We start from the raw sequence: 24,874 nt of genomic DNA on the forward strand, positions 1-24,874 counted from the left end.
TCATGCAATTCTCTCTAAATGAATATCTAGAAGAGCTACGTCCCCTAATTAATGTGGATTGTGGCACTTACACTACTGATGGTATCGAGTTTATCGCTTCTCAATTTGAAGAGAAGTACCAAGCGATGTCAGATTGGAGCGTAAAACGCATCGACTGTGGCAGAGCGGGCATCGGTCTCGAAGTTCGAAATAAGCCGGAAGCTGAGCAAATCGATGTGATGCTGATTGGTCATATGGATACCGTGTTCCCTGTGGGTACTGCTGAGCTTCGTCCAATGTCTCAAGATGCAGAGAAAGCTTACGGTCCGGGCGTCTCGGACATGAAATCTGGCTTGCTGAACATCGTATACGCGATGCGCAATCTAGACCAAGCGGTGTTGGATAAGCTGTCTATCGCTATCTGCATGAACCCAGATGAAGAAACGGGTTCTCTGGACTCTGTGGATTGGATTCAATCAGTAGCGAAAAACGCAAAGAATGTACTGGTTGCAGAAGCAGCACGTGCAGACGGAGGTTTAGTCAAAGCGCGCAAAGGCATGGCGCGTTACAAAATCACGTTTAATGGCATTGCAGCCCACGCTGGCAACGAGCCAGAAAATGGCCGCAGTGCAATTACCGAGATGGCGAACTGGATTCTAGCAATCAATGCTATGACGAACTTCGAATCTGGCACCACATTAAACGTGGGTATTGTGTCTGGCGGTAACGGCGCAAACATCGTCCCTGAGCACGCTGAAGCGATCGTGGATGTGCGTTTCTGGAATAACGATGAGTACGATGATGTCGATAGCAAGCTAAACGGTATGCTGGAGACACCATTTGTTGATGGCGTTAGCATCGAGTTGGTTCGTGAAGCTTACAAACCTTCTATGGTGCCAAGCGCGCAAACCGAAAGCCTGATGGCATTAGTTGAAGACGCAGCAAGTGAACTGGCTATCGACATCAACTGGAAAGAAGTGGGTGGCGGCTCTGATGCAAACAATACGGCAATTCTTGGCGTTCCAACTTTGGATGGTCTAGGACCTATCGGTGCAGGTTTCCACAGTGACCAAGAGTACTTGTTGCTTGAGTCTATCGAACCACGTATCAAAATGCTGATGCGTGTACTGGAGAAGATAGCTCAGTAGCGAACTCGACAACTTAGTTCCCAACATCACGATCCCCAGACTTCGGTTTGGGGATTTTTCTATCTGTGTTTTTGTTTCACTTTACTATCATTTCTTGTTATTAATCTTGCGTTCAGGTTCGATTTATTAATATGTTGGCCACAGTCATAAATTTCGGAGGCAACGATGAGCACAACAATGTCTGTAAAATCGGCGCCGAAAGACGCCAAAGATCAAACGATGCAAGCGCCAGATGAGAAAACATTCTGGCGCAAAATGAAAGGGTCGGTTAAGAAAGCGGGTGAAGAAATTGCCGTAATGGGCATAAAATCATGGCTCGCGATGACAGATTCCAACACCGCCGTTCGCCATAAGGCGATTTTAGGTGGCGCATTGGCTTACTTCGTATTACCCACCGATATGGTGCCAGATGTGTTAGCAGGCGTCGGCTTTACCGATGACATGGCAGCGCTTACCTTAGCCGCTAACTCAGTCGGCAATGCCATTACTGAAGAACACGAAGAACGAGCCAGAGAAAAATTGAATTCGATGGTGGATTAAGTTGAAAATTTATTGTACAGCGCTAATAGCCATTTGTGCTGCTCGATAAAGTTTTCCAAATACCATAAGAAAAACATTTCTAATAAATTTTGCAGACATATCTTCAATTGCTGTTACTGGTTTTCCAATAAACACCAGCATATGGCCTAAAAGCCCTTTGACTTGTAATTCTCTTACTTTAGATGCTTTAGCTACTTTTTCTATATTTCTAGCGAGTATGTCATAAAATGTCATTCCAGTAGATACTGTGGCTTGGGCTGCTATTGCTGAATACAAGCCAGTATCTTTTAATAATGTTATTAATGCTGCTTGAATTCTTTCTGACCAATACTCTGTAAATGATGCTTGGTTTCTGTGCTCAAACTTAAATCTAGTAGGAGTATACAAATACTTGTTAGATCTGACTTTTATTGCTCCCCACGTTTCGGAGTTAGCATTATCTAAATACCCTAAACTTGTTTCGCTAGACATACTATGAGCACTTAAATTAAAGCCAGTACTAGCGTCTAAGCGGTACTCATCGCCATTATGTGGCGCATGAATAAATGGCCAGACAGGTACTTTAGGTACAGGATCTGCGCCGTGAGTACAGCGGTATACTTTGTCGTTGCTTTTACTAGATTTACGGGAATATTGTTCTAAACCAACTCTAGGTGCGCCAAAAGTATATAAATTCACTCTTAATGAATACTCTTCTCTCAGCCAATCAGAACATAATGAAGCTAGAGCCCCTCCTAAACTATGCCCAACACAATGAATTCGGTTAGGTAAACTTTGGAATTGCTGTAAATATTGTTTTATACTTGGTTTGATACTTGAAAATGAATTAATAAATCCAGCATGAGCAATAGAGCCATTTGGAGAGCCTTTAAGGCCTACATTTAGGTTGGTTACCCAATCATTGGCGTTTTGCGTCCCTCTAATGGAAATTACTAAATCTCCCTTATATTTTCCTTTCCCAACACCAATTACCGCAAACGCTTCAGATGTTCTCATTACACCAGGTATCACTTTTCTAAACAATGGTATACGATCTAATCCTGTGATACCTCCAGTTCGGCCACTAAAAACATCTTGCTGCGAAAATGCAAAGTGTTTTTCAAAACCTCCTTGTCCCTTGAACGCTAGTCTCCCTTGCCCCTGATATACTCCATACGGTATATTCGCGATCTCTGATGCAAGTTTTGGTGTTAAAGACGGCATTATGTATCCTCCGTAAACTCTGTTTTATATAAAAATCCATTTAAATTGCAATTGCTAATAACCATTAGATCTCGAGCATTATCTAGATTGATATTTTTGAAAAAATATCGGAATTCTTTATTTTTAAGCTCACAGTAAAGGTTATTTAAGTTATCTTTTATAAATATAGGCGGTGAAACGTAGTTTAACTGGGACTCCCAAATGTACTTCTTTTCTTCATTTATATAGGTATATATTCCGATATATGAATATGTTTGATTCAAAGCTGATTCTTTGAACCTTTGAGAATGTATGACTGGTTTAAAGTGAAATTCACCTAACTCATTAGTACTTGAACTCCTTTTGTAATTATTCTTTAAAAAATTAGCTTCTAAGTAAACGGTTACATTTTCTAGAGGTCTTTGCTCAAGAACTAAAGTACCTTTTATCTCTGGGCTTAATGTGTATTTAAATTTCTTAAAAAAACCGAACATACTTTCGTTGAAACCTAATGCAAGTATTGGAAATGAGAAACTGAATAAAAAAAGACTATTTTTAAACATGAATTTATGATGTATGTATCTTAGTACCAACTTAATTATCAGACTACTACCTATCGCGATTTGGTTTTGATCTTTAATTTAATAATGGAATTTGTATCTCTATATGATGAAAATGTCCCTTATGTCATTTTCAAAATGATAAACATAGACTAGTAAAACTCTAATTCTTCAGAAGAATTATTATCATAACCTAGCTACTTACCGATTCGTAACTAAGAAAAGTCTAGAAGCAATTATATCTGTACATTAGCACCTTTAGCGGGGGCATCTCGTATTAAAATGCGTTGACATTTTTTACACTAAGCCAACTTCGTTAGCTGTTGGCTTTTTGTATAGAGGCCTCCAGTTAGGCTGGATTTCTCGTAAAGCTTACAGCTATAAGTCAGTTATATAACCCCTTTCAATTTGATAAAAACGTTTTGTGGTCTGGCAATTGCAGAGTTAATTAAGAATTGAAAGGGGTCCCAATGGATACAAAAAGAGCTTAGCGCACACGCGATGGAATTATAAATATCATGTAGTTTTTGCACCAAAGTATGAAGGCAGGTGTTCTATGGTGAGAAGCAAAGGATAGTAGGCGAGATACTTTTTTATGAGATTCGTCCCATGTTCAGAGTCGATAATATCAATTAACTCGTTAAAGGAGAGGTTCTTCACCCGTTCATCTTCCAATTCTCTTTCAAGTCGTTGGATTTTTTTAGCCGGAGACTCTTTCGGTTTCGTTTTTTATGCATGGTGTTCTTCCTTGGGTTATGTATCCAATCCATTTTTCCATATTTTCTTAGTCAGGTTAAAACCGTTGAACGCCCTTGAATAACATAGGTTGCTTGGGCTTGTTTGTAATTCATGTAGCCTTTTTCAATAGCATCGACGACCTGTAATTTAAAGCATAGTGTGCTTTCACGCGGGGTTCGCTTAACGTAGGGGTTATGTGCAGTAGTCATAATTTGTCCTCAATGTGTAAATACATTTCAGGACAACACATGGAAACAAAAAAACCACCTTAGAATAAGGTGGTTTTTTCTTAGACAGGATAACTTAATCGTAAAACGATTTAGGCGTCAGCGCGTTTAAGATGCACTTTTTCTTCGGCTACGCCTGCCATTGGATCGTTGAAGCGAGCTTCATCCAATGCGCCTTCTGATTTTGCGACAATGACGGTTACTGCACTGTCACCAGTGATGTTTACCGCGGTACGAATCATATCAAGAAGACGGTCAACACCCATGATGAGCGCGATACCTTCAAGAGGCAGACCAACTTGATTCAATACCATGGCTAGCATTACAAGGCCAACACCAGGGACACCCGCAGTACCGATAGATGCTAATGTAGCTGTCATGATTACCATTAGGTAATCGCCCATAGTTAAATCAATATTGAAGGCTTGAGCAATAAAGGCGGTTGCGACACCTTGCATGATCGCCGTACCGTCCATGTTCACGGTTGCACCAAGTGGTACTGTGAACGATGATACGCGGTTCTCAACCCCCATACGGTGCTTAGCCGTTTCCATTGTCACTGGAATCGTCGCGTTTGATGATGCGGTCGAGAAAGCAAACATGATCGCATCTTCCATCTTACGTAGGAACGTAATTGGATTTAGACCAGTGAAACCTTTTAACATTAAGCTGTAAGTGACTAGGCCGTGCAGGACAAGCGTACCCGCCAGTACTAAGAAGTACTCTGCCAGATTGACGATTGCGCCCAGACCAAGACCAGTAAATAGCTTCGCCATTAAGAAGAACACACCATAAGGCGCTAAGTTCATCAAAATCGCTACCAGTTTCATGATCACTTCATTCAGATCAGAGAAGAACGCTGCAATACGTTCACCAGGTTTGCCTGCTGCGCTGATCGCAATACCAAATAGCACTGCGAAAACAATAACTTGCAGGGTTTTACCTTCAGCCATTGCACTGATAGGGTTGGTTGGGAACATATCGATGATCACCTGACCCAAAGATGGTGCTTCTGCTGATTTGAATGAACTTGCTGCGGTTAGGTCAGCGCCAGCACCTGGCTGGAACAGAGTACCCATAGTTAGAGCAAGCGTAATCGCGATAGCCGTTGTTGTAACGTAGAAAGCGAGGGTTTTACCACCCATGCGACCCAGTGTAGAAAGGTCTTTGAGGGAGCTAGTACCACAAACTAGTGAAACAAACACTAGAGGGACTACGAGCATTTTTAAGCTGGCGACGAAGATCTGTCCACCAACTTCAAATAATCCATTAACAATGTATGCGTCGACAAATCCGTTGCCGGCAAAAAGTGTGCGAATTGCAAATCCTGTCAAGATACCCGCTACCATACCCAAAATTACGCGGCTGGTTAGCGACATCGGTTTCTTGGTATTCATGAGAACACTCCTTATAGTTATGCACCTTGAGTTCACTTCAAAGCGGCGAGCAGAGTAGCAGTGGAGTGAGAAAATACGAAAGAATAATCCTCTAAATGGTTAATAGATGTGAACTTTATCACTAATAAAAATAGAGTTTTAACCAAATCTTAACTATTTGACTGGTCGAAAAGTTTGTATTTTAACACTTTTATCGAACATACAACCGATAAGAAGGAGTGTTTACATTTATTTTTAGTAGTAAATGGAGTGCATATTATCTCTAAGGAATGTTGCTCTTGCATAACTATCTAGATTTTATTCAGGCTAGAAGCCGTCTCTTTTTGACTGTTTTTGTATTGGGCTGAACACAAGGGGCTAACGAGCCTTCTATGCCCCTGCTTATGTTACCTATCCGCTGAATCAATGATGGTTGATCAATGTAGATAATTGGAGGTGCTCCCAACACCAATAATTCTGATTGGTATTGCTAATACCCCCAACCCAATAGCATTGCTTCGCTAGCATGAAGCCTTCCAAACAATGCTGACCAGCCTCAGTGATATGGACGCTCTGTTCCCACCAGTCCCTTTCACGTGACTCAATCGTGATTAAAGGCGTTTGACATTGTGCTAGAGGGAGGAGTAAGGCGTAAAACATCACATCGCTCAAGTAAGGTAGAGGTTCACGTTGTTGATATTGCTCAAACCAATCTTTGATGAGAATTGAACGACCTTGAGAACTTAGGACCTCTAATGCAATCTGCTGAGTCAAGCTTAATCCTGTTTGTGAATGAGGTAACTCTTGCATATGGCGTATGAGCACGTTGAGCATATTGGGTAAGCAATCTAGATCATGCTGCTCGATCAAATTAACCATAGAGATGGGTGTCGGTGATGTGACAGCGTGCCAGGAATGTTTAGCCTGACTGAATAATTTGGCTGTCACGGGGTTACGGTATTGCCAACAAGCGCGAATAGCCTCTTTAGGCAACTGCCCCAAACCGATGAATCGCTCAGTGCCAGGGAACTGGTTCAACTCAATGATCTCTATCACCTTGTTTTCTACATTCTCTAACAAGGTTAGGGCACGAAGCAGCATTAATTGGTCATAGCTGTCATGTTCGACCCAAAAGACGATTCGTTCAAATGTATCACTGAGCAGCGTATCAATATTAGCTTGCTCAAATTTGACAATATCTTGCACTGAATCTTCACGCTTCATCACGGGCAGCAGAGTCTCTACGACATATTGGGCACGAATGGCAAGGAAGTTTTGTGGTGTTGCTGGTATGGGGCCAATACAAAGCGGATCTATTAAGGCTAAAAATGTTCCCTCGAATCCGCTGTCTTTAAGCCGTTGCTGAATATCATGCCCACAGCGGACATGGAGCGTTTTTAGCTCGCTATCAAGAGGAGGGAATTGTTTTTTGATGGCGTCTTTGTGAGCTTCTAACTCTTCGACATGCGCTTTTAATTTACTCCAACTTGGTAAGCCTAATTCTCTGGCTAGCGAATGTTGAACGTCAGCTAATTGAATTGTATTGGCAGCCAATGACTCTGGTTTGGAGTGAAATCGCTTAACTAGATCCAACATCTCATCATCGTGTTGACGTATAGCTTTGAGCCTTTTTTTAGCAACGGATTTTTGTTGGTTAATATTGATTAAGAAGCTATTTGTAGAGTTCATTTTTCACCTTTCTTATCTCTTCCACACTCGCCTAAATAGAAGCTAAAAAGAAGGTAAAAACAGATTGTGCCTGCTACATAGAGCAGGGTAGAAGAGTTGCCGTGAACCAAGTTCTTTCCGCGAGTGTTGGGGGCTTTAGGCGTGAGCAGACTGATAGTAGGGTTTCACAATCCATCATGCAACTATTCATGAGAGAACCGCATCACAAAATATCAGCCCCATTAAAGAAGTGCTGAATAGTTTGACAGCCAATGCCTATGTAGATGTTAACGACCATCCGTTTTCTAGTAGATATGCATTACAGGATCCAGTAATAAAAAAGCCCTGCTAGGTCTAGCAGGGCTTTGTAATACATGTAGATATTAATTACTCGCTCTTGTAAGCGTAGTTATAGTAACCGTAACCATATCCGTATGAGTTTGACGCTTTCTTCTCTACGGCGTTTAGAATCACGCCTTTTACTTCCACGCCGGATTGTTCAAAGCGGCCTTGTGCGACTTCAATTTCCTTCAAAGTCGTTTGATCAAAACGAGCTACCATCAGTGTTGTTCCTGCGATTGCACCAACAATGCTTGGGTCGGTAACCGCGAGTACAGGCGGCGTATCGATGATCACAAGATCGTACTGCGCCGACATTTCGTCAACAAAGCTCTTAAAGCGAGGATGCATCAAAAGCTCTGACGGGTTTGGTGGTACTTGGCCACGAGTAACCACATCTAGATTGTCGATGGATGTTGATTTAATGATATTGCTATGGGATGTCTTGCCGCTCAAATAATCAGAAAGACCGTTATCCCAACGTAAACCAAAACATTGCTGCAAATAACCTTTACGCATATCCGCATCGATAAGCAGTACTTTCTGACCTGTTTTCGCAGCGACGGCTGCAAAGTTTGTCGATACGAACGTTTTACCGATAGATGGTGCTGGACCTGAAATCATAAGAACATTGTTCTTCGCTTCCATCATCGCAAAGTGCAGGCTAGTACGAAGACTACGCAGGGCCTCGATGGAAAGATCGGCCGGGTTAGCTTCAGCAAGAAGGACTAGCTCATCGTTGCTGCCTTTGTTTCGTTTAAGCTTGTTTGCAAATTCCAGTTGTTGAATAGATTTTGGAACGCTAGCGTAAACAGGCATACCAATCTGCTCAATTTGATCTGGTGTTTCTACACCACGGTGGAATGCCGCACGAATTAATACGAAAGCCACGCCTGCCATGCCGCCAAGCAGTGTTGCTAGCACAACGATAAGCGCTTTTTTCGGCTTGATTGGCTTAGAGAACGATTGAGCGTTATCTAAGATTCGAACGTTGCCAACGGTTCCTGCTTTAATGATGTTGAGCTCTTGAACCTTGTTCAATAGCTGGATGTAGATTTGTTGGTTTACTTCTACATCGCGCGTCATGCGTAGAACTTCACGCTGTGTTTTCGGTAACTTTTGAACTTGTTTATTAAGACGCTCTTTCTCTTTGAGTAGCGTCTCACGTTTATCAAGCAGAGACTTATAAGCCGGGTGATCTTGTGTAAAGCGCTGGCTGATTTCACTCTCTTTGAATGTCAGCTCATTTAACTGCGCTTCTAATTCAACCATCACTTTCAGCGTTGATTGAGCTTCAAGGCCTAAGTCGATAGATTCATTTTCTTGACGGAATCGATTTAAAACGTCTTCAGAAGCGGTCAGTTTTGTTTTGATGTCTGGAAGGTGACCTTTCAAGAACTCGAGACTTTGCTCTGCCTCTGCTGAGTTTCTTTGAACGTTTTGCAAGAAGTAGTTCTGGCTAATGTCGTTCAAGATAGCTTGAATCTTAGCGCGATCTTCACCAGAGAAGCTTAAAGAAATAATCCCGGTTTGCTTACCACGTTCGCTTATCGATAAGTTTTCTTGAAGTTTATTAATTGCATCTAATTTGCTGACTTTACTCACGGTAAACGATGCGCCGTCTTGCGCTATCATTTCTGTAGCTAAGAATTGATAGCCGTTCTTTTCAATTAGCTCGCCAACCTTACCTTCTAAAATGACGTTATTGTCATCTTCTATAAGTCTGAACGTCTGTTTTTCAGAATCAATAACTTCGAGAGTTAGAGGAATTCCAACTGCGTAGGAAGGGGTATTAAATCGTGAAACGCTCAGACTGATTTGTTCGCCTTGCAGTCGAGCTAAGCCCTTACCGATGATAGGCATGTAATTCGGAGAGACGACCGTGGTTAAGTTGAACTTATCAACGGTACCACCCAAAATCATACGAGATTTAATGATCTCAATTTCTGTTGTCGCTGATGACTCTGCTGAAAACAGCTCTCCCATATCACCAACCATCGCTGAAATACCACCGGAGCTCTTACTTTCAATTTGGATAAGAGCGTCAGCTTTGTAGATAGGTGTTGATAGAATGGCAACGCCGACGCCTATAATTGAAAATAGGACTACGGTACATAGAATGAGCCATTTGGCATCAAGAATGATCCCAAATAACTTTCCCAAATCGATCTCATCGTCGGCTTGACGTGATTGCTTAATAGTTTGTGTTGTCATTACTTTAACTTCTTAAATACCTTGCCATTGGCGTTTATTTATTTAGCCTTGCGGCTTATAGTTTTTGAGACCACGCTTTTGCTGCTTTTTCTATAAGCGTATAAGCATGTTCGAAGGCTTCTCTACTTTGTCTGTATGGATCAGGAATGTTTTTTTCACTTATCCATTGTCCAAACAGCATCGTTTTGCCTCGTGCCTCAGGAGCGACTTTGGTTAAGGCTTCTAAATGACCTTTTTCCATAACCAATATCAGATCGTATTGAGCGCAAAGCTCAGGTGTTAATTGTCGTGCTTCGTGTCCATCTAAGCTTACGCCATGTTCGTTCGCGATGGTGGTTGCCATATCATCAGCAGCTTTTCCTGTTAAATGACTTTTATCCACCGCGATTCCCGCTGACGCGACATGTTTGTTTGGTAGTAAAGACTGCAAAAGCCGCTCTCCTGTTGGAGAGCGGCAAATATTACCTACACAGACGACAAGAATATTAGAAAACAAATGCTTACCCTATTTTAAATTGTATGCCTATGATCCCAACTGAATTGCTTGCTTCTTTATATTGCACAATTGAGCTACGTAACTATTGAATGCGTACCGCAAGAGATAACTTTCTTGCGGCACGTCGTTTTTACGGCCAAGTGCGTACTCGTAGTACACCTTCGGTTAATTCGTTAAAGCCGGAAATGGTTGGAACAAGTTGAGCAATAACGCGGTTCCAACGGCTAACAGGCGCAGCTGTTACGTAGACTATGTCGTATGGGTTGAGATCAAACTCTGTTCCAATCACCAAAGCAGAAGCATCAGAAACATCTAACTGATAGATGTCCGCCATTTTAGCTTCTTCTTTTGAACGTCTGATGACGAAAACGCCAGTGGCATCGGCGGAGATTTCATTAATGCCACCAACGCTACTTAGAGCCTCAGTAAGGCTCATACCGCTGCGATCAATTTTGAGTAGCTTCGGATCGTTAACTTCGCCCATAACAAATACTTTTTGCGCATCGTTACGGGGAATATGAACAATATCACCTGGCTTTAGAAGACGGTTTTGAGTTAAGTCGCCTTGTTGCATCAGAGCGTATAAAGAGACATTTTCAACCACACCGTTTCGCGTCAGTGTTGCATTACGCCAATCGGCTTCGGCTGCCAGTCCGCCTGCTCTATTTACGGCATCAAGAAGTGTAAGAGGAATGTTTGTGATTGGTTGTTGCCCTGGCTTGTTCACTTCGCCAGTCACATAAGTCTTTTTAGAACGAAAAGCTGCAACGCTTACATCGACTTGTGGGCTCTCAATGTATTTTGCAAGACGGTTGGCAATGTCTGCACGAATTTGGCGAACGTTTTTACCTTCAACGTGTACAACGCCAATGTAAGGGTAGAAGATCGTGCCATCTGAGTGCACCCAGTTACCTGCTTCGGCTGAACTACGATATGAGCCAGCTGGGATCGTGAGCTCTGGGTGGTCCCAAATAGTAATATTTAAGATATCGCCAGGTCCTACTTCGTATTCATACTTGGCGATTTCAATATCTAACTCTGGATTTGGCTTTGAAAAAGGATCTATTGAATTTAAAGAGGTCACTCGCTCCAAAGTTAAAGGATAAACCGTAACCTGCGATTCTATATCACTCGATTCAGTGCTCATTACTGTTTTGTCACTGACCGAAAGGTGGCTACCAGGCAGAGTACACCCTGTAAGAAGGATAGGAAGTACTGATATCCCCAAAAATTTATTAAATGTGTTCATTGGTTTATAACTACCGAAAGAAAGTTTGCCGACTGAAATTGGTTCATTCTAATTGAACTGCATTTCATCAATGTTGACGATTTACTGCAGTTTTAAGCCTTTAGAAAGCGAGTCCATTCAGAATTATTTGTGTAATAAACACTCCAAATGGCTGCTAGCGACTTAGAGCTCTTAGTTTCATTAATGAAGGTGTAAAAATCTGACCCACAAAAAATAGTCAACTATTATCCATCTGGTTGCAATAAAGGCAACAAGATACTTAAAAAAATACTGACGAATACATGACAAAATTGTGTCTATTTAACGTTATTGAGATGAATGCATGATTTTGCACAAGTAAACAGGCGGGAATGTGAAAAAACTCATGCCAAAGTTGTATGTATACTATTTACACCATATGCAACTGCCGTTATGCTTCCTGTTGCGGTCGGATATAACAACAAATATTGGAGCTAATTTTGAAAATCAAACTTTTAACGGCAAGTGTGGCAGCAGTCCTACTAGCAGGTTGTGGTAGTGACAGCGATCCTGAGGTAAAAACATACTCAGTACAGGCTTATGACCCAGCTGTTATCGGCATGAAGGTTCAAGCTGTATGTGGTGGTGAAACATACGACGCGATTGAAAATACAACAAACTATGAAGGTATGGTTGGTGAAGCGCGTTTTGAAAATATCAATGTCGTAAATGCGCCAGGTGACTGTGCTTTCGTATTGACGCATACTGATGAGAGTAAAGACGCATCAAATGGCAAACCTATTACATCTGACTACAAAATCCCTCAAGGCTTAGCGCAGGCGGATTCATTAGTAACAGGCTCTCCATTTACGACTTTGGTTTCTAACTCTTTGAAAGAAGGTGAGGTTTACTCTTCTGATATCGCCGAAAAAGTATTCGAGAACTTAGGTATTGATATCAATGCAAGTGGTAAAACGGTTGATGAAATCCTTCGTGATACAGAGTCAGTAGTTGAAGATCTTCAAGGTGAAGGCGGTAATAGTGAACTTGCTACGAAGTTAGTTGCTACAGCGAACGTTGTATCGGATATCATTAAAGCAACCCCAACAGCTGCACCTGAAGCTGTAGCAGTTGCTGCAAAATCGATTACCGAAGAAGTGATTGCGAAGAATCCACATTACCCTAAAGCTAGCGCGGGTTCTGATGAAGTGATTTACGTAGAGATTTCTGAAGAAGATACAAAGAACGTTGTTGAGCAGGTTGAAAAAGATATCGCTGAAGGTAAACCTGTAGATCAAATTAAACCAACTGTTCCTACCATTCCTGAAGCGAAACCTGGTAAGCCAATTAAACCAGAACCACAACCTGGAGATGGCACTGGCGCGACAGGTGGTAACTAAGCGAGTTTTTGCTAATAAATTCTAAAGGCCTCTCAGAGGCCTTTTTTGATCCTATCGTACTGTGGTCATCACCTTTTAGTGAGCCCTTTACTGTTTAAGTAAGGCAGGATGTGCGGACGTGATTCGCCAGCTAGTTTACTGGTGACTTCTTGTGACCAAGTGCTTTGTTTTTGATTGCTCGAACGGTTTGCATAGTAGTTTTGCATAGTTTGGTCATAAGCCTGAATATCATCCAAATTTAGGTCTTGATATTGATTCTCATGCACCACGACATGAGCAGGTAGACGTGGCTTAACTTCAGGGGCTTGATCTGGATGACCAAGACACATACCAAATAAAATGGCGGTATTTTTAGGTAAGCCTAATAACTCGTCGACTTTTTGAGCATTGTTTCGTAAGCCACCAATATACACGCCTCCTAGTCCCATAGACTCTGCCGCAAGTAAGCAGTTTTGTGCCATGATGCCAGAATCAACAGCACCGATAAGTGTTAACTCGGTGAAATCAGCTTGCACATCAGGATTGATACTGGCGTGGCGCTGGTAATCAATGCAAAACACCAAAAACTCAGCCGCGCTTTCAACGTACCCTTGATTCCCCGCATATTGTGCCAATAGCGTACGCTTTTCTTTATCAGTCACGCGGATAATTGAGACGACTTGCAACATACTTGATGAAGACGCTGCAAGGCCAGCTTGTAGAATCGTTTCTAATTGTTCGCTCTCAATAGGTTGTGAGGTGAAATTTCGAATTGAGCGGTGATTGAGAATTGTTTGTATCGTACTGTTCATGGTGACTTAACATCCCCTGTTACATGTAAAGGCTGAAGCCTCACCTTAGCGATATTTAATGAGTCGGTAAACTATCTCAAAAGAAAAACAATGCTTAGCGCATAAGTGTGAAGATGAATAGAGAATACATCACTCGTTCTGCTTGAGAGCGTATATACTGTTTTTAGAATCAACAATTTAACTGCAGTGGAAAATATGAAAGAACTCATCGTTCATACAGTCACGGTGTTTATGGGCTTCTTTGCGATCATGAACCCCATCGCCAATATTCCTATCTTTTTGAGTTTAACGGCTGATGAGGACAGGGAAACCGTACGTTCCATGGCGCTTCGTTCGGTTTTTATTGCATTTGTCATCATTGCGATATTTTCGATCGCCGGTAAATTAATTTTTGATTTGTTTGGTATCACGCTGTACGCCTTGCGAATAACGGGCGGTATCTTGGTGTTTTTGATCGGTTTTAATATGCTTCAAGGTGATTCGACGCATCAGAAAACTAAAGAGAAAGCGTATTCTCCAGCGCAGCAGCAGGCGGCGTTGAGCATTGCCGTTTCTCCACTTGCAATGCCGATATTAGCAGGGCCTGGAACGATTGCTACCGCGATGAACTTTGCTACGGCGGGTGGTTTTGATCAAACCATTATTACCATCGTTTCTTTTGCTGTGTTGTGTGTTATTACCTATATACTGTTTTTATTTGGAGACAAATTGGTCAAAGCAGTTGGACCGAGTGCTCTGAACGTCGTGACGAAAATGATGGGCTTAATCCTAGCGGTTATCGGTACTCAAATGTTTATTGATGGCGCGGGCGAAGCCTATAAAACTGTTTTCTCATAGGCGTCTCCATCTCGTCTAAATCCACACCTACATTTCTAGCTGGTGTGGATTTTTTGAACTTTAGTTTTCACTTTCTAAGAAAGAAATAAATAGACTTCACCTATTTCAATAATAAGAATATTCAATTGTTTTGATTGCACGAATTTCATTACTCTTTTGGCAAGAATAATGGGGGAAATATGGCAACAAAAGCAATTGTAGTGGAAGGTGGCGCGATGCGAGGTGTCTTCGCAAGCGGAGTGCTAGATGCGTTTTTAGAGCAGAGTTATAAACCGTTTGATTTTGCCATTGGTGTATCTGCTGGCGCATCAAACTTGATTGGTTATTTGACCGACTATCCGCATCGCAGCATTAATGTCATTACTAAGCTGGCAACGAGTAAACGCTTTTTTGATCCGACTCGATTCGTTAAAGGTGGGGACCTCATTGATGTGAAGTGGCTGTTTGAAGAGTCTAATCGTTTGTATCCCGTCGATGAAAATAAACTGTTTAATGGCATTCCTTTTCTGGCAGCGACGACGAATGTAGATACAGGACAGGCAGATTATTATCGCGTGACGCGTGATAATTTTCACCATGCGATTGAAGCGACAACAGCGTTACCCATTGCATACAAGCATACCCCTTGCTTTTCTGGAGGCTGCTATACCGATGGCGGGGTTGCAGATTCTATCCCGGTGCGTGAGGCTTATCGTCGCGGAGCTCGCGACATAACCGTTGTGCTTTCTCACCCGCTAAATTATGCCAAGAAGCCAGTAAAAACCACATGGCTGATGAAGAAGTTATTTGCCGAACATCCTAAAATGGCGGACGCGATGTTAAGACGTGCAGATAACTACAATCAATCGTTGGAATTTATTCGTAACCCTCCACCGGGAACGCATGTCAGAGTGATTGCACCACCAGATAATTTTCCTGTTCAGCGCTTATCAATGCGGCAAACCGTTCTATTGGAAGGTTATGAAATGGGGCTGATTGAAGGGCGGGCTCATTTGGCCAATTTGTCAGGTGTTCATGGTTTAGATCGGGAAAACTGCCATTTTTGCGTTTGATAATGAAAGAGACTCATAGCGAGGCTCTTTTTACTTAACATTCAAAGGGCGATTTAGTTGACTTTATCCCAAGCCATTTCCCAGTGTGAACCTGTTCCTGGTTCGTATTGGTTTGCGCTTTCTTTCCACTGTACACAGTAACCAGAGTATGGGAAGGGTTTACATTGGTAAATGGCACCGTCGCTTGCAAGCACTTTTGTGCCCGCTGTGTAGCTAGATAGCCCTTCAGGGAAGACAAAATCGTACTCGCCAGATGGTGGTGGCGTTACTGACTCTTCTTTTAAGTGAAAGTCGAGCGTTTGCTGATCCACCAAGTTGCCATCTTTGTCTTTAATACGAGTCACGAGCATATGGTGACCAGGCTCTGATTTGCTTAAAGCGAGCGATACAGCCTCCACAGAACCGTCTTTCATTTCGTCTGCCCAGCTTGCAAGTGGCTCACGGTGGTGATTGTACACGGTGAGTTCTGCGTTTAAATCGCCTTCAGCAGTTAGTGTCAGATCCAACGTTGTCGGTGTTGACTCAATGATATACTCGTCTGTTAAGCCATCTACTGTGAGTGAGTACTCTGGAGCGGGAGTTTCTATCTTGTAGCCGATTTCTACACGCTCAAGGCCGCTATTAGCTTGCAGGTACACCGGGTTAGTACCATAAACAGGAGTGAATTTATCCTCGGCATACTGTCCAGCTTGCAGTTTAGTTTGCTCTTGGTTGATCTTCGTTGCTAGAGCGTAAGACCAATTTTTCGCTTTGCCCATGACTGCATCGGTAATTTCTAGCTCGGTTCGATAAGCTATGTTTTCACCCGCCTGATCAAATACGCGTGTATAAACCGAATCTCCAACATTTAAATCCATCGTCGGAATAATTTGACCGCCTTGCGTCCAATCTGGAATGACTGGACTGTCACCATCAAATTTCACATCGATCACGTTATAAAATGAAGCCGCTGTGTCGCCAACATCCCATACCGCCAGAATGACGTGATACCCCTCGCGCGTAGGCACATTACATTGATGGCTCACCTGTTTTGGAGGTTGAACCATATTGCCATCGACTACACAGAAAGGAGTCAGATCAAACGAGTCGCGTGATAGTGAGGCATTTGGGTTCCAATCAGGTTTGGTGATGTAATATTTCCAGTCACGCGTCACATGGTTGGCTGTAAATGTCCATTCAAAAGTCTGTGTGCCTGATTGAATAGGACGTTTAACCCAGCGGTCGGCAGTTTGTTCATCAAGAGCGGCAGCTAGAGCGGTTTCGGCACTTGCTATTTTTCCATCGCGAGGCCCTGTTTGTGGAAAACCATCAGGACCTTCAACACTTTGTGGCTCGTATTGAATGGCACCGCAGTTATTATTTTTTTCGTTAGTATCAGGTGTTGGATACTTACATAGTGCCGCGCGACTTGCAGCGACACCATCATTGGTTTCTGATACGTAGCCGTGAGCCGTAGCACCTGAGCTAATACTTGCAAGTGCTAACGTAAGTACGGATTTGGTTGGAAAGGATTTCATCACATGTCCTCTGTTATGGCTGACAAATTAATGTCACACCTCGGCGCATGCTGAGCACGAAGCAACGCTGCATGAATCCATACATTTGGATAATGTAGTGTTGCAACATGGCAACCCCGCTATCATGAGCATTACTTTTGATGATGGAATGCTGACAGACCGGAAGCTTTGCGTCCCACCCTTTCGAGTGGTTTGCCGAAATGTGATTGAGCAGCCAAAATTTAGCTCAAGAATTTACATGTGGAAAAGTAAACGACACTGACATGGAATCATGTTCTCAAATTGAAAGGTAACGGTACGCCAACCTCATTGATATTGTGCTGTTTTGTTTCTAAGGTATTGGTTTTGATGTTGTTTTGTCTTTTTTGATAGCTGGAGTGAATGAGTGATTGGTTGTTGGGTCGAAGGTAGGGAAGGGGCAATATTAAGGATAGAAGAAGCACCGTTTAAAGGGCGGAATATACCGCCCTCTGAATCATGTTATTTAGGCATAATGACGGTATCAATAACATGAATGACGCCGTTTTTAGCTTTCACATCGGTTACCATTACATTTGCATCGTTGACCATGACTTTATCACCCATGGTTTTAATCATCACGTCTTGCCCCTGAACCGTAGTCGCTTTGTCCAGCTTAACAACATCGGCAGCCATTACTTTCCCTGGGACGACGTGATAAGTCAAAATGGATACTAACTTGTCTTTGTTTTCCGGCATTAAGAGCGTATCGATTGTACCGTCAGGCAGTTTTGCAAAAGCGTCATCCGTTGGTGCAAAAACAGTAAATGGGCCTTCTCCTTTGAGTGTATCGACTAGATCAGCCGCTTTCACTGCAGCGACAAGTGTATTGAAAGAGCCGTTTTCAGTGGCAACGTCGACAATATCAGCCTTCATCATGCCATGCTCATGAGCCTTGACGGGAAGCATAAAAGATAAAGTCGCCATCAATGTAGCCGTGATAACCAAGATACGTTTAAACATAATATGTTCCTTACGAGTTGGGGGTACAACGGTTTCCCTAGAGAATGTCTTCGTTTGTACGCATCTAAATGAAAAGATGATCAACGAGCCCTGCTTTCTTTCGATGGCCTCACGTGTCGCGTTAAAATCCGTTTGCCTTCTTGTTTTACATCGGCCCGTTTCCGCCATGCCCATAGACGCTCCCTTGCGTCTTTAGCTGCGCTATTTAGGTCGACAATAGGCGCTAGGTAACGGCTATCCGGTTTCAAGTGGTACATGACGGTTTCCATCTGTGTCATTGTCCAGGGCTCGAACAATAGTGGGGTGGGGACCATTTGCAATTCAGGCACCCATTTATAGATGAACGCGCCATCAGGGTCATGTTCTTGGGCTTGCTTAACCGGGTTGTAAATCCGGATTGTATTGGTCCCAGTTACCCCGGCTTGCATTTGGAATTGTGGGTAATGAATACCAGGCTCAAAGTCGAGGAATAGTTGCGCTAAATGCGTCACGCCAGTTCGCCAATCCGTGTTCATGTGATGAGTGAGAAAACTAACCAGCATGGCACGCATGCGAAAGTTTATATAGCCAGTCTGATGCAAACAGCGCATACAGGCATCGATCAAAGGTATGCCTGTATATCCAGATTTCCATGCTGCTAACTTTTCTTCATCGAAAGTGCTACTTTGTTTAATCAACGGTTCGTAAGCCCGGTTAACACAGTAAAACTCCATGTCGTATTCCGACTCGAATTTTTGGATGAAGTGACAGTGCCAATGCAGCCGTGAAGACAACGCAATTAAGCTGCGACGAAACCCAGCTACTTGCCAGTGTTTCAATAGGTATTGATAAACTTCACGCAAGGATATATTACCCCAAGCGAGGTATGGAGAAAGGCGAGTACAGGCTGTACGTGAGGCCGTAGGATTAGAGATGCTTCGATAATAATCGCGACCTCGACGATTGAAAAAATCTTCCAGTGTTTTCCAAGCGAGTTGGCTTCCTCCCGTTTGCATTCCTTTGCATTTTGATAGCCAGGATGAAGGTGGCGAAAACGCGCAGCCGAGTGATTCTGCATCCAATGAATGCAACAAGTTGGTTTGCAGCTCAAGAGGGCTTATGGAGGCTCTCATGACCAAATCCCAATGTTTGTCCCAACCCTGCCGGTCTTTTGCTCCTCTAATAACAGCACCGTGCTCGAACTCAAACCACGTGATGTTCTGCTCATGCAGCCAGTCGGCAATTTGCTTATCGCGCTCAAAGGTGCAGTTGAGCCCTATTTCCTGATGAGAAAACACAGCGTTGATTTGATATTGCATTTGAATTGATTGAAAACATGCTAAGGCATCGCCAAACAGAACCGTGATGCGGTGTCCATAGGCTTTGAGCGTCTCATTCATGTCTTGCAATGATTGCCAAACAAATCGCCAGTGACGCTCAGAATAGTGAGGGTTGTTTAACAGCAACGGTTCAACAATATATAAAAGTACCGTTGGGTGCTTTGACGACAATGCTTGTGTTAAGGGCTGGTGGTCAGTCAGTCTTAAATCTCGTTTTAACCACACGACATTGATTGTTTGCATCGGAATCCTCTTTGTTTCCGATGTTGTACGCAAATGATCCGAAGAGATCTCACCTAATGATCGGTTTTGTTCATTAAAACGTAGAGGTTGCTCACAAGGAGGTGAGACATGTCGATACCACTGAGTAAGTTAGAAAAGTTCTTCTACGTAGATAAATTGATCATTCACTCGCTTGATCTCGCATTGTATCAAGCATCTGTCGTAGTTGATGGAAAAGCGCAATTCATCACTGACGACAACGGTATCTTTTTGAGGGCTCATTCCCTTATCGAGATGCAAAAGAAGTGCAAGAATATCAAAGCAAATAAGCAGGTTTTAGTACATCAAAGTGCTTATGATGAGATGGTGGGGCTACCCGAAGGCAAAAGAGACAATCAACTAGAGGTTTTGGTGAAGGATACAAAATTGTATTGAAAGAGTGTTGGTGCATAGTAAAAGCGAACCACCTTACGGCAGCTCGCTTAAAATAGAATTAGAGTCGAGCTTAGTCTTGTTTACGCTGAGCTTCTTTTTGTGCGTACTTAGCGGCACGTCGAGCTTCTCTTTGCTTGGCACTTTCGCCACCAACATGCTGCTCGCCTCGTTGTTCTGCAAGAACAATTTGTTTTTCACGTTCGCGGAATCGAGCAATTTGTTCTTCTGAGTGTGTGCCGTGACATTTCGGGCAGCTCACGCCTTGCTCGAACAATTCTGACTGTTTGTCTTCTTCAGTGATCGGTAGACGACAAGCGTTACATAAATCGTAATCTGCTTTTTCTAGCTGGTGGTTTACTGCAACACGGCCATCGAAAACGTAGCAGTCACCTTCCCACATGCTCTCTTCTTGAGGAACTTCTTCAAGATATTTAAGAATGCCGCCTTCTAAGTGGTAGACCTCATCAAAGCCCTGTTCTTTCATGTAAGCAGTTGATTTCTCACAGCGGATACCACCGGTACAGAACATCGCCACTTTCTTATGCTTTTCCGGGTCCATGTTTTCTTTTACATAGTCTGGGAATTCACGAAAGGTTTCAGTATTTGGGTTTACAGCGCCTTTGAATGTGCCGATCTCGATTTCGTAATCATTACGTGTATCGACAACAAACACTTCAGGATCAGCAATAAGATCGTTCCACTCTTGAGGTTTCACGTAAGTACCCACTACGTGGCGAGGGTCGATGCCTTCAACACCTAATGTTACGATCTCTTTTTTCAGTTTCACTTTGGTGCGATTGAATGGCTGGGTCTCAGAGTACGACTCTTTGTATACAGTGCCTGTCAAACGAGGCTCGTTGTTTAGCCACTCCAGTAGCGTATCAATACCTGCACGATCAGAGGCAACAGTGCCGTTGATGCCTTCACTTGCCAGCAGTAATGTCCCGCGAATATGGTGTTTTTCCATCAACGCAAGTAATGGCTCGCGTAGTTCTTGATAGTTATTCAGCTCAACAAACTTGTACAGCGCACAAACTACATACTGACTCATGAGGTTTCCTTTAAAAATACAGGTGGTCAACGACCTTAAAATTTTAGCGGCACGAAGTATACCTGACTAAATTAGTCGGAAATACGGACAAATTATGCGGATATTATGGCTAGGCAGGATGTAGCGGTGTTTTGATGCGGCAAAGCGTCACGCGGGTAAAATCGCTATGTGTTCAAATTATAAGCATAAATTGTAGAGAACAAGGTAAGTTGAACTCGACACTTTTGGTTTAAATTTGTACTGTGATTCCTTCTTCGGCTCTTCATTAAAGTTGTGCGCAAGAGCTACAAAATAATAATCGGATCAGTTGGCAAGGAAAGGACATGCAGCAGTTTTATATCAGGCGGCTGAGGGAAGAAGATGTTCCCTTGCTCAAACAATTACTCGTTGAACTCGATACATCGCACTATGAAGCTGAACCGAACTTCTATCGTCCACCCAAGGAATTGGCGCAACTAAGAGAATCATATAGCACCTTCGAAAAGTATTTTGACGGGAGCGTGAGCGCTTTTATTGCTTGCTCGCAAAGAAAGGTCGTCGGTTTTATCTCTGGTTCGGTTCGTAACGTTCAGTCGCTGATTTCACCAGAAAAACGCGTTGGCTTTATTAATGAGCTTATTGTTTCAGAGAACCATCGAAACTTAGGAATAGGTTTATCGCTGATGGATAAGATGGAAAGTGATTTGTGTGCTCAAGGAATAGAAGAAATCGGCTTAACCGTGGCGTCATTTAACCATGAAGGTGAGGATTTCTATCATAAAATGGGCTACCGGGTGATGACGAAACGTATGACCAAGCGCGTAAGAGATTCGTAAAAACAAGATGGTAGGAATGAAACGCCTCTTACTTCTAGAAGAGGCGTTTTTATAGTATTTATTTCAAATTAGCGGCGGTTTGATTCCCCATCGCAATTAACTTATCTAAAACGCGCTCACCGTCGGCACGCAAACCGTTGTGCTCGTACTCGTTGGTGATCCACGCTTTTGAATTTGGGATTAACGCGAGTGTCTCTCGGCTGATATCCATTTCAACAAACATATCATCGGCGTAAACGGCGCAACTGACAGGAACTTTATTTTGAGCCAATTGTGTTTGATCGTACAGCGCAGCCCAATCGTCTTTCGCGGCCAATATTTCTGCGGCGTCTTTTAGTGGCTTGAGGTTGACGTATTGGTCGAACATCCACGGGAAGACCATTTCCCCCGTAAAGTAAAATGGCTGGCCAGGTTCATAATTAAACTCTGGTCGAGTTTGGCGAACACGGTGTGCACTCCAATTCGACGCAAAGCCTTGGCAGTAAATCGATTCATGCAAAATGGCGTAAATCGGGTTGGTTTGGAAGTTTTGCTGCGCCAACATATCGTTCAAGAACTCATAACGAAGTTGTTGTTTGCCGTTCACTTCAATCAATGCACTTTCTAGCCAATAGTAAGTTGGCAAGAAAGTATCACTCACACCAAAGTTGATACCGATTTGCTGAAATTGCTCCACCGTGAAGCGTTGACCATTTGGTAGGTACTCTTCGTTTTCCAGCAAGTGATTCGCAATGTTTTGGCAGAGTTGTTGCGCTTTTGGAAATTGCTGGAAGAACGCTTGGTTTTTCTCCATGGTGCGTTTGAAGGTGGCTTCATACACATCGTCAGCATGACGCGAGACTGATGGCACGCCACCCGTGATGTAGCTTTGTAGCAAGCTGTCTGGGAACAAAGACAAATAGGTGAGGGAGCAAAAACCACCAAAGCTTTGACCTAAGATCGCCCATTTTTCGACACCAAATTGCTCACGAATGTACTCCGCGTCGCGCACGATGTTATCCGCTCGGAAGTGGCTTAAGTACTCGGCCTGTTGTTGCGGCGTGAAATGAGCCAGAGTCTGATGATTAACCATCGAACTATTGCCCGTACCGCGCTGGTCGAGAAGCAAAACACGGTACTCTTGCAGCGCGCGTTTTACCCAGCCGTTATTGCCGTTTTGACGCGGAGAGGGAAAGCCCGGGCCGCCCTGAAAGTAAACCAACCAAGGTTTGGTCGATTCTTCATCGCCAACTAGGCAAACCGCACGAGCGAAGACTTCAATGGTGCCTTTGCTCGCGTCTTGGTAATCCAGAGGAACGGTAAAACTGTGGGGAGTGTAATGCAATCCTGCGTCGATAAATGATTGAGCGTTCATTGTTATCTTGATTTCCTTATTGAGGGGTAGCGCTACTTTACTGCGAATGGCGTGAAGAACCAATGCTATTTCCAAATCGCTTCGTCAGTTCTATACCTTGGTCAAATCAATGTAAGTTCAAGAAAATGAAACGATTAGCGACTGGTGCAACTGGTTGAGTGAGCTATGCTCAATAGAGTTGCGACAAAGTGAGAGCATGGAGGAAGTCGGATGAAAGTGTCACTGGCTCGATGGATTATTGTGACTTGTTTAATAAGCGTACCTACTTTTGCCGTTGTTACGCCCAACCCACCTCAATTAAAGGCGAAAGGTTACGTATTAATGGACTTTCAATCCGGTGCTATTATTGCCGAGCATAACGGGCGAGCAGGCCTTGCTCCGGCGAGTTTAACCAAGTTGATGACCGCTTACGTCGTTGGACAAGAAATCAAAGCGGGGCGTTTGAAATGGGATGATGTTGTCACCGTGAGCGAAAACGCGTGGTCGGCCAAGTTTCCCGGATCTTCTAAAATGTTCATCAAACCGAAAGATGAAATTAGTGTTGCGAACTTAATGCGCGGTGTGATCATCCAATCAGGAAATGACGCGTGCGTTGCACTGGCTGAGCACGTTGCTGGCAGTGAACGCGGCTTTGTCGCCTTGATGAATGGCTGGGCGGAGAAGTTAGGGCTGCAAGACACTTATTTTGTAAACTCCCATGGTCTCGATAGTGAAGGCATCCAAACCTCACCCACCGATATGGCAAAACTCATGCAGTCGATCATCAACGATGTTCCCGCAGTGTATGCGCTATATAGTGAGAAAGTCTTCAAGTGGAACGACATTACGCAGTACAACCGCAATAAATTACTGTGGGACAATTCCATTGATGTCGACGGGGGCAAAACCGGTTACACCAGCAATGCGGGATACAGTTTGGTGAGCTCCGCCAAAGAAGGGAAAATGCGGTTGATTTCGGTAGTGATGGGCACGCCAAGTAAACAGGCTCGAACGAGCCAATCCAAGAATTTACTCAGTTATGGTTTTCGTTTTTATGACACCAAACAAGTTGCCAAACAAGGGCAGGTTGAGTCTAAAGTTCGCGTTTGGAAGGGAAATGCCAATCAAGTTGAGGCGATCTTCGCCAAAGATGCCTATCTCACTCTGCCTCGTTCTATGACGGCTGGGCTTGATAAGAGTGTGGTGTTAAATGAACCATTGATTGCGCCGATCGCGCAAGGAGATGAGATTGGTAAGGTCGTTTGGAAAAGCGATGACAGTACCGTGGCGAGTTATCCCTTGGTCAGCAGCCAAGCGGTAGAAGAGGGCTCGTGGTTCGGTCAGCTTTGGGACAGTCTGGTGCTGTGGGTGAAATCGTTCTTTAACTAGAATAAAAACGAGCAGAAGTGTCTTTCTGCATTCTTTTGTTGATAGCCGGCCAGCTAAA

The 24,874-nt window shown here is 43.4% G+C and carries 21 protein-coding genes, 1 pseudogene and 1 riboswitch; of the genes and pseudogenes, 8 read left to right on the forward strand and 14 right to left on the reverse strand.

What is annotated here, in order from left to right; translation table 11 throughout:
- The first annotated feature begins 2 nt into the window (after positions 1 to 2).
- Together ACHFJ9_RS05710 and ACHFJ9_RS05715 are read left to right on the forward strand one after the other, a co-directional pair.
- Positions 3 to 1,127, forward strand: a complete 1,125-nt coding sequence (locus ACHFJ9_RS05710) for a M20 family metallopeptidase (protein ID WP_395354175.1) — start codon at positions 3 to 5, stop codon at positions 1,125 to 1,127.
- A gap of 165 nt (positions 1,128 to 1,292) precedes the next feature.
- Positions 1,293 to 1,667 carry a YkvA family protein gene (locus tag ACHFJ9_RS05715; protein ID WP_395354177.1) on the forward strand — a complete coding sequence of 125 codons (375 nt, stop codon included), beginning with the start codon at positions 1,293 to 1,295 and terminating at the stop codon, positions 1,665 to 1,667.
- 9 nt (positions 1,668 to 1,676) lie between these two features.
- On the opposite strand, the gene ACHFJ9_RS05720 is transcribed toward ACHFJ9_RS05715, so the two are convergent.
- The 8 genes and pseudogenes from ACHFJ9_RS05720 to ACHFJ9_RS05755 form a co-directional block, all read right to left on the reverse strand.
- A complete protein-coding gene (locus ACHFJ9_RS05720; protein WP_237284479.1) occupies positions 1,677 to 2,870 on the reverse strand; it encodes a lipase family protein in 1,194 nt (397 codons plus the stop codon).
- Positions 2,870 to 3,343 (reverse strand): DUF6795 domain-containing protein, encoded by a 474-nt coding sequence (locus ACHFJ9_RS05725; RefSeq protein WP_234702581.1) that lies wholly within the window; start codon positions 3,341 to 3,343, stop codon positions 2,870 to 2,872. The genes ACHFJ9_RS05720 and ACHFJ9_RS05725 overlap by 1 nt, the downstream gene beginning before the upstream one ends.
- Positions 3,344 to 3,988: 645 nt before the next feature.
- Positions 3,989 to 4,356, reverse strand: a pseudogene (locus ACHFJ9_RS05730) (IS3 family transposase); the annotation flags it as partial.
- 110 nt (positions 4,357 to 4,466) lie between these two features.
- A complete protein-coding gene (locus tag ACHFJ9_RS05735; RefSeq protein ID WP_395354180.1) occupies positions 4,467 to 5,771 on the reverse strand; it encodes a dicarboxylate/amino acid:cation symporter in 1,305 nt (434 codons plus the stop codon).
- 402 nt (positions 5,772 to 6,173) lie between these two features.
- Entirely contained in the window at positions 6,174 to 7,439 is a 1,266-nt protein-coding gene (locus ACHFJ9_RS05740) for a DUF1835 domain-containing protein (protein WP_395354182.1), read from the reverse strand.
- A 366-nt stretch (positions 7,440 to 7,805) separates the two neighbouring features.
- Positions 7,806 to 9,971, reverse strand: a complete 2,166-nt coding sequence (locus ACHFJ9_RS05745) for a polysaccharide biosynthesis tyrosine autokinase (RefSeq protein WP_048625432.1) — start codon at positions 9,969 to 9,971, stop codon at positions 7,806 to 7,808.
- A 55-nt stretch (positions 9,972 to 10,026) separates the two neighbouring features.
- Positions 10,027 to 10,467, reverse strand: a complete 441-nt coding sequence (locus ACHFJ9_RS05750) for a phosphotyrosine protein phosphatase (protein WP_031780663.1) — start codon at positions 10,465 to 10,467, stop codon at positions 10,027 to 10,029.
- A gap of 130 nt (positions 10,468 to 10,597) precedes the next feature.
- Positions 10,598 to 11,716, reverse strand: coding sequence for a polysaccharide export protein (locus ACHFJ9_RS05755; protein ID WP_006740798.1), 1,119 nt, complete (start codon positions 11,714 to 11,716; stop codon positions 10,598 to 10,600).
- 458 nt (positions 11,717 to 12,174) lie between these two features.
- Here ACHFJ9_RS05755 and ACHFJ9_RS05760 point away from each other — a divergent pair, with 458 nt between their 5' ends.
- Positions 12,175 to 13,074, forward strand: coding sequence for a hypothetical protein (locus tag ACHFJ9_RS05760; protein WP_048625431.1), 900 nt, complete (start codon positions 12,175 to 12,177; stop codon positions 13,072 to 13,074).
- Between the two features lie 68 nt (positions 13,075 to 13,142).
- Here the strand turns inward: ACHFJ9_RS05760 and nfsA are convergent, their stop codons facing one another.
- Positions 13,143 to 13,865: an oxygen-insensitive NADPH nitroreductase gene (gene nfsA, locus ACHFJ9_RS05765; RefSeq protein ID WP_395354185.1), complete on the reverse strand. Its 723-nt coding sequence runs from the start codon at positions 13,863 to 13,865 to the stop codon at positions 13,143 to 13,145.
- Between the two features lie 195 nt (positions 13,866 to 14,060).
- On the opposite strand from nfsA, the gene ACHFJ9_RS05770 reads away from it, so the two are divergent.
- Positions 14,061 to 14,702, forward strand: a complete 642-nt coding sequence (locus ACHFJ9_RS05770) for a MarC family protein (RefSeq protein ID WP_046875716.1) — start codon at positions 14,061 to 14,063, stop codon at positions 14,700 to 14,702.
- A gap of 179 nt (positions 14,703 to 14,881) precedes the next feature.
- Complete coding sequence (locus ACHFJ9_RS05775) at positions 14,882 to 15,754, forward strand: patatin family protein (RefSeq protein ID WP_005397800.1); 873 nt, start codon at positions 14,882 to 14,884, stop codon at positions 15,752 to 15,754.
- A gap of 53 nt (positions 15,755 to 15,807) precedes the next feature.
- Here the strand turns inward: ACHFJ9_RS05775 and gbpA are convergent, their stop codons facing one another.
- The 3 genes from gbpA to ACHFJ9_RS05790 form a co-directional block, all read right to left on the reverse strand.
- On the reverse strand, positions 15,808 to 17,271 hold the full coding sequence (gene gbpA / locus ACHFJ9_RS05780) for an N-acetylglucosamine-binding protein GbpA (protein WP_395354188.1): 1,464 nt from the start codon (positions 17,269 to 17,271) through the stop codon (positions 15,808 to 15,810).
- A 106-nt stretch (positions 17,272 to 17,377) separates the two neighbouring features.
- A riboswitch (cyclic di-GMP riboswitch) is annotated at positions 17,378 to 17,478 on the reverse strand.
- Between the two features lie 273 nt (positions 17,479 to 17,751).
- Positions 17,752 to 18,252, reverse strand: coding sequence for a fasciclin domain-containing protein (locus tag ACHFJ9_RS05785; protein WP_395354190.1), 501 nt, complete (start codon positions 18,250 to 18,252; stop codon positions 17,752 to 17,754).
- A gap of 80 nt (positions 18,253 to 18,332) precedes the next feature.
- A complete protein-coding gene (locus tag ACHFJ9_RS05790) occupies positions 18,333 to 19,814 on the reverse strand; it encodes a deoxyribodipyrimidine photo-lyase/cryptochrome family protein (RefSeq protein WP_395354192.1) in 1,482 nt (493 codons plus the stop codon).
- 108 nt (positions 19,815 to 19,922) lie between these two features.
- On the opposite strand from ACHFJ9_RS05790, the gene ACHFJ9_RS05795 reads away from it, so the two are divergent.
- Positions 19,923 to 20,228, forward strand: coding sequence for a DUF6482 family protein (locus ACHFJ9_RS05795; protein ID WP_134646142.1), 306 nt, complete (start codon positions 19,923 to 19,925; stop codon positions 20,226 to 20,228).
- Between the two features lie 70 nt (positions 20,229 to 20,298).
- Here ACHFJ9_RS05795 and ACHFJ9_RS05800 read toward each other — a convergent pair whose 3' ends face one another.
- Positions 20,299 to 21,279, reverse strand: coding sequence for a rhodanese-related sulfurtransferase (locus tag ACHFJ9_RS05800; RefSeq protein WP_085342522.1), 981 nt, complete (start codon positions 21,277 to 21,279; stop codon positions 20,299 to 20,301).
- Positions 21,280 to 21,602: 323 nt separating this feature from the next.
- Between ACHFJ9_RS05800 and ACHFJ9_RS05805 the strand changes: the two genes are divergently transcribed.
- A complete protein-coding gene (locus ACHFJ9_RS05805; protein WP_395354195.1) occupies positions 21,603 to 22,094 on the forward strand; it encodes a GNAT family N-acetyltransferase in 492 nt (163 codons plus the stop codon).
- Between the two features lie 58 nt (positions 22,095 to 22,152).
- Here ACHFJ9_RS05805 and ACHFJ9_RS05810 read toward each other — a convergent pair whose 3' ends face one another.
- Complete coding sequence (locus ACHFJ9_RS05810) at positions 22,153 to 23,448, reverse strand: alpha/beta fold hydrolase (RefSeq protein WP_395354197.1); 1,296 nt, start codon at positions 23,446 to 23,448, stop codon at positions 22,153 to 22,155.
- 210 nt (positions 23,449 to 23,658) lie between these two features.
- On the opposite strand from ACHFJ9_RS05810, the gene ACHFJ9_RS05815 reads away from it, so the two are divergent.
- Positions 23,659 to 24,816, forward strand: coding sequence for a D-alanyl-D-alanine carboxypeptidase family protein (locus ACHFJ9_RS05815; RefSeq protein ID WP_226421296.1), 1,158 nt, complete (start codon positions 23,659 to 23,661; stop codon positions 24,814 to 24,816).
- The last annotated feature ends 58 nt before the right edge of the window (positions 24,817 to 24,874 follow it).

This window comes from Vibrio sp. D3 (assembly GCF_043995865.1).
Taxonomy (GTDB): domain Bacteria; phylum Pseudomonadota; class Gammaproteobacteria; order Enterobacterales; family Vibrionaceae; genus Vibrio; species Vibrio diabolicus.

Coding starts and splice junctions, on each gene's coding strand:
- ACHFJ9_RS05735 (WP_395354180.1), bottom strand. CDS start 5,771: ATGAATACCAAGAAACCGATGTCGCTAACCAGCCGCGTAATTTTGGGT.
- ACHFJ9_RS05800 (WP_085342522.1), bottom strand. CDS start 21,279: ATGAGTCAGTATGTAGTTTGTGCGCTGTACAAGTTTGTTGAGCTGAAT.
- ACHFJ9_RS05715 (WP_395354177.1), top strand. CDS start 1,293: ATGAGCACAACAATGTCTGTAAAATCGGCGCCGAAAGACGCCAAAGAT.
- gbpA (WP_395354188.1), bottom strand. CDS start 17,271: ATGAAATCCTTTCCAACCAAATCCGTACTTACGTTAGCACTTGCAAGT.
- ACHFJ9_RS05755 (WP_006740798.1), bottom strand. CDS start 11,716: ATGAACACATTTAATAAATTTTTGGGGATATCAGTACTTCCTATCCTT.
- ACHFJ9_RS05745 (WP_048625432.1), bottom strand. CDS start 9,971: ATGACAACACAAACTATTAAGCAATCACGTCAAGCCGACGATGAGATC.
- ACHFJ9_RS05775 (WP_005397800.1), top strand. CDS start 14,882: ATGGCAACAAAAGCAATTGTAGTGGAAGGTGGCGCGATGCGAGGTGTC.
- ACHFJ9_RS05770 (WP_046875716.1), top strand. CDS start 14,061: ATGAAAGAACTCATCGTTCATACAGTCACGGTGTTTATGGGCTTCTTT.
- ACHFJ9_RS05785 (WP_395354190.1), bottom strand. CDS start 18,252: ATGTTTAAACGTATCTTGGTTATCACGGCTACATTGATGGCGACTTTA.
- ACHFJ9_RS05795 (WP_134646142.1), top strand. CDS start 19,923: ATGTCGATACCACTGAGTAAGTTAGAAAAGTTCTTCTACGTAGATAAA.
- ACHFJ9_RS05815 (WP_226421296.1), top strand. CDS start 23,659: ATGAAAGTGTCACTGGCTCGATGGATTATTGTGACTTGTTTAATAAGC.
- ACHFJ9_RS05740 (WP_395354182.1), bottom strand. CDS start 7,439: ATGAACTCTACAAATAGCTTCTTAATCAATATTAACCAACAAAAATCC.
- ACHFJ9_RS05725 (WP_234702581.1), bottom strand. CDS start 3,343: ATGTTCGGTTTTTTTAAGAAATTTAAATACACATTAAGCCCAGAGATA.
- ACHFJ9_RS05790 (WP_395354192.1), bottom strand. CDS start 19,814: ATGCAAACAATCAATGTCGTGTGGTTAAAACGAGATTTAAGACTGACT.
- ACHFJ9_RS05805 (WP_395354195.1), top strand. CDS start 21,603: ATGCAGCAGTTTTATATCAGGCGGCTGAGGGAAGAAGATGTTCCCTTG.
- ACHFJ9_RS05710 (WP_395354175.1), top strand. CDS start 3: ATGCAATTCTCTCTAAATGAATATCTAGAAGAGCTACGTCCCCTAATT.
- ACHFJ9_RS05720 (WP_237284479.1), bottom strand. CDS start 2,870: ATGCCGTCTTTAACACCAAAACTTGCATCAGAGATCGCGAATATACCG.
- nfsA (WP_395354185.1), bottom strand. CDS start 13,865: ATGAACAGTACGATACAAACAATTCTCAATCACCGCTCAATTCGAAAT.
- ACHFJ9_RS05810 (WP_395354197.1), bottom strand. CDS start 23,448: ATGAACGCTCAATCATTTATCGACGCAGGATTGCATTACACTCCCCAC.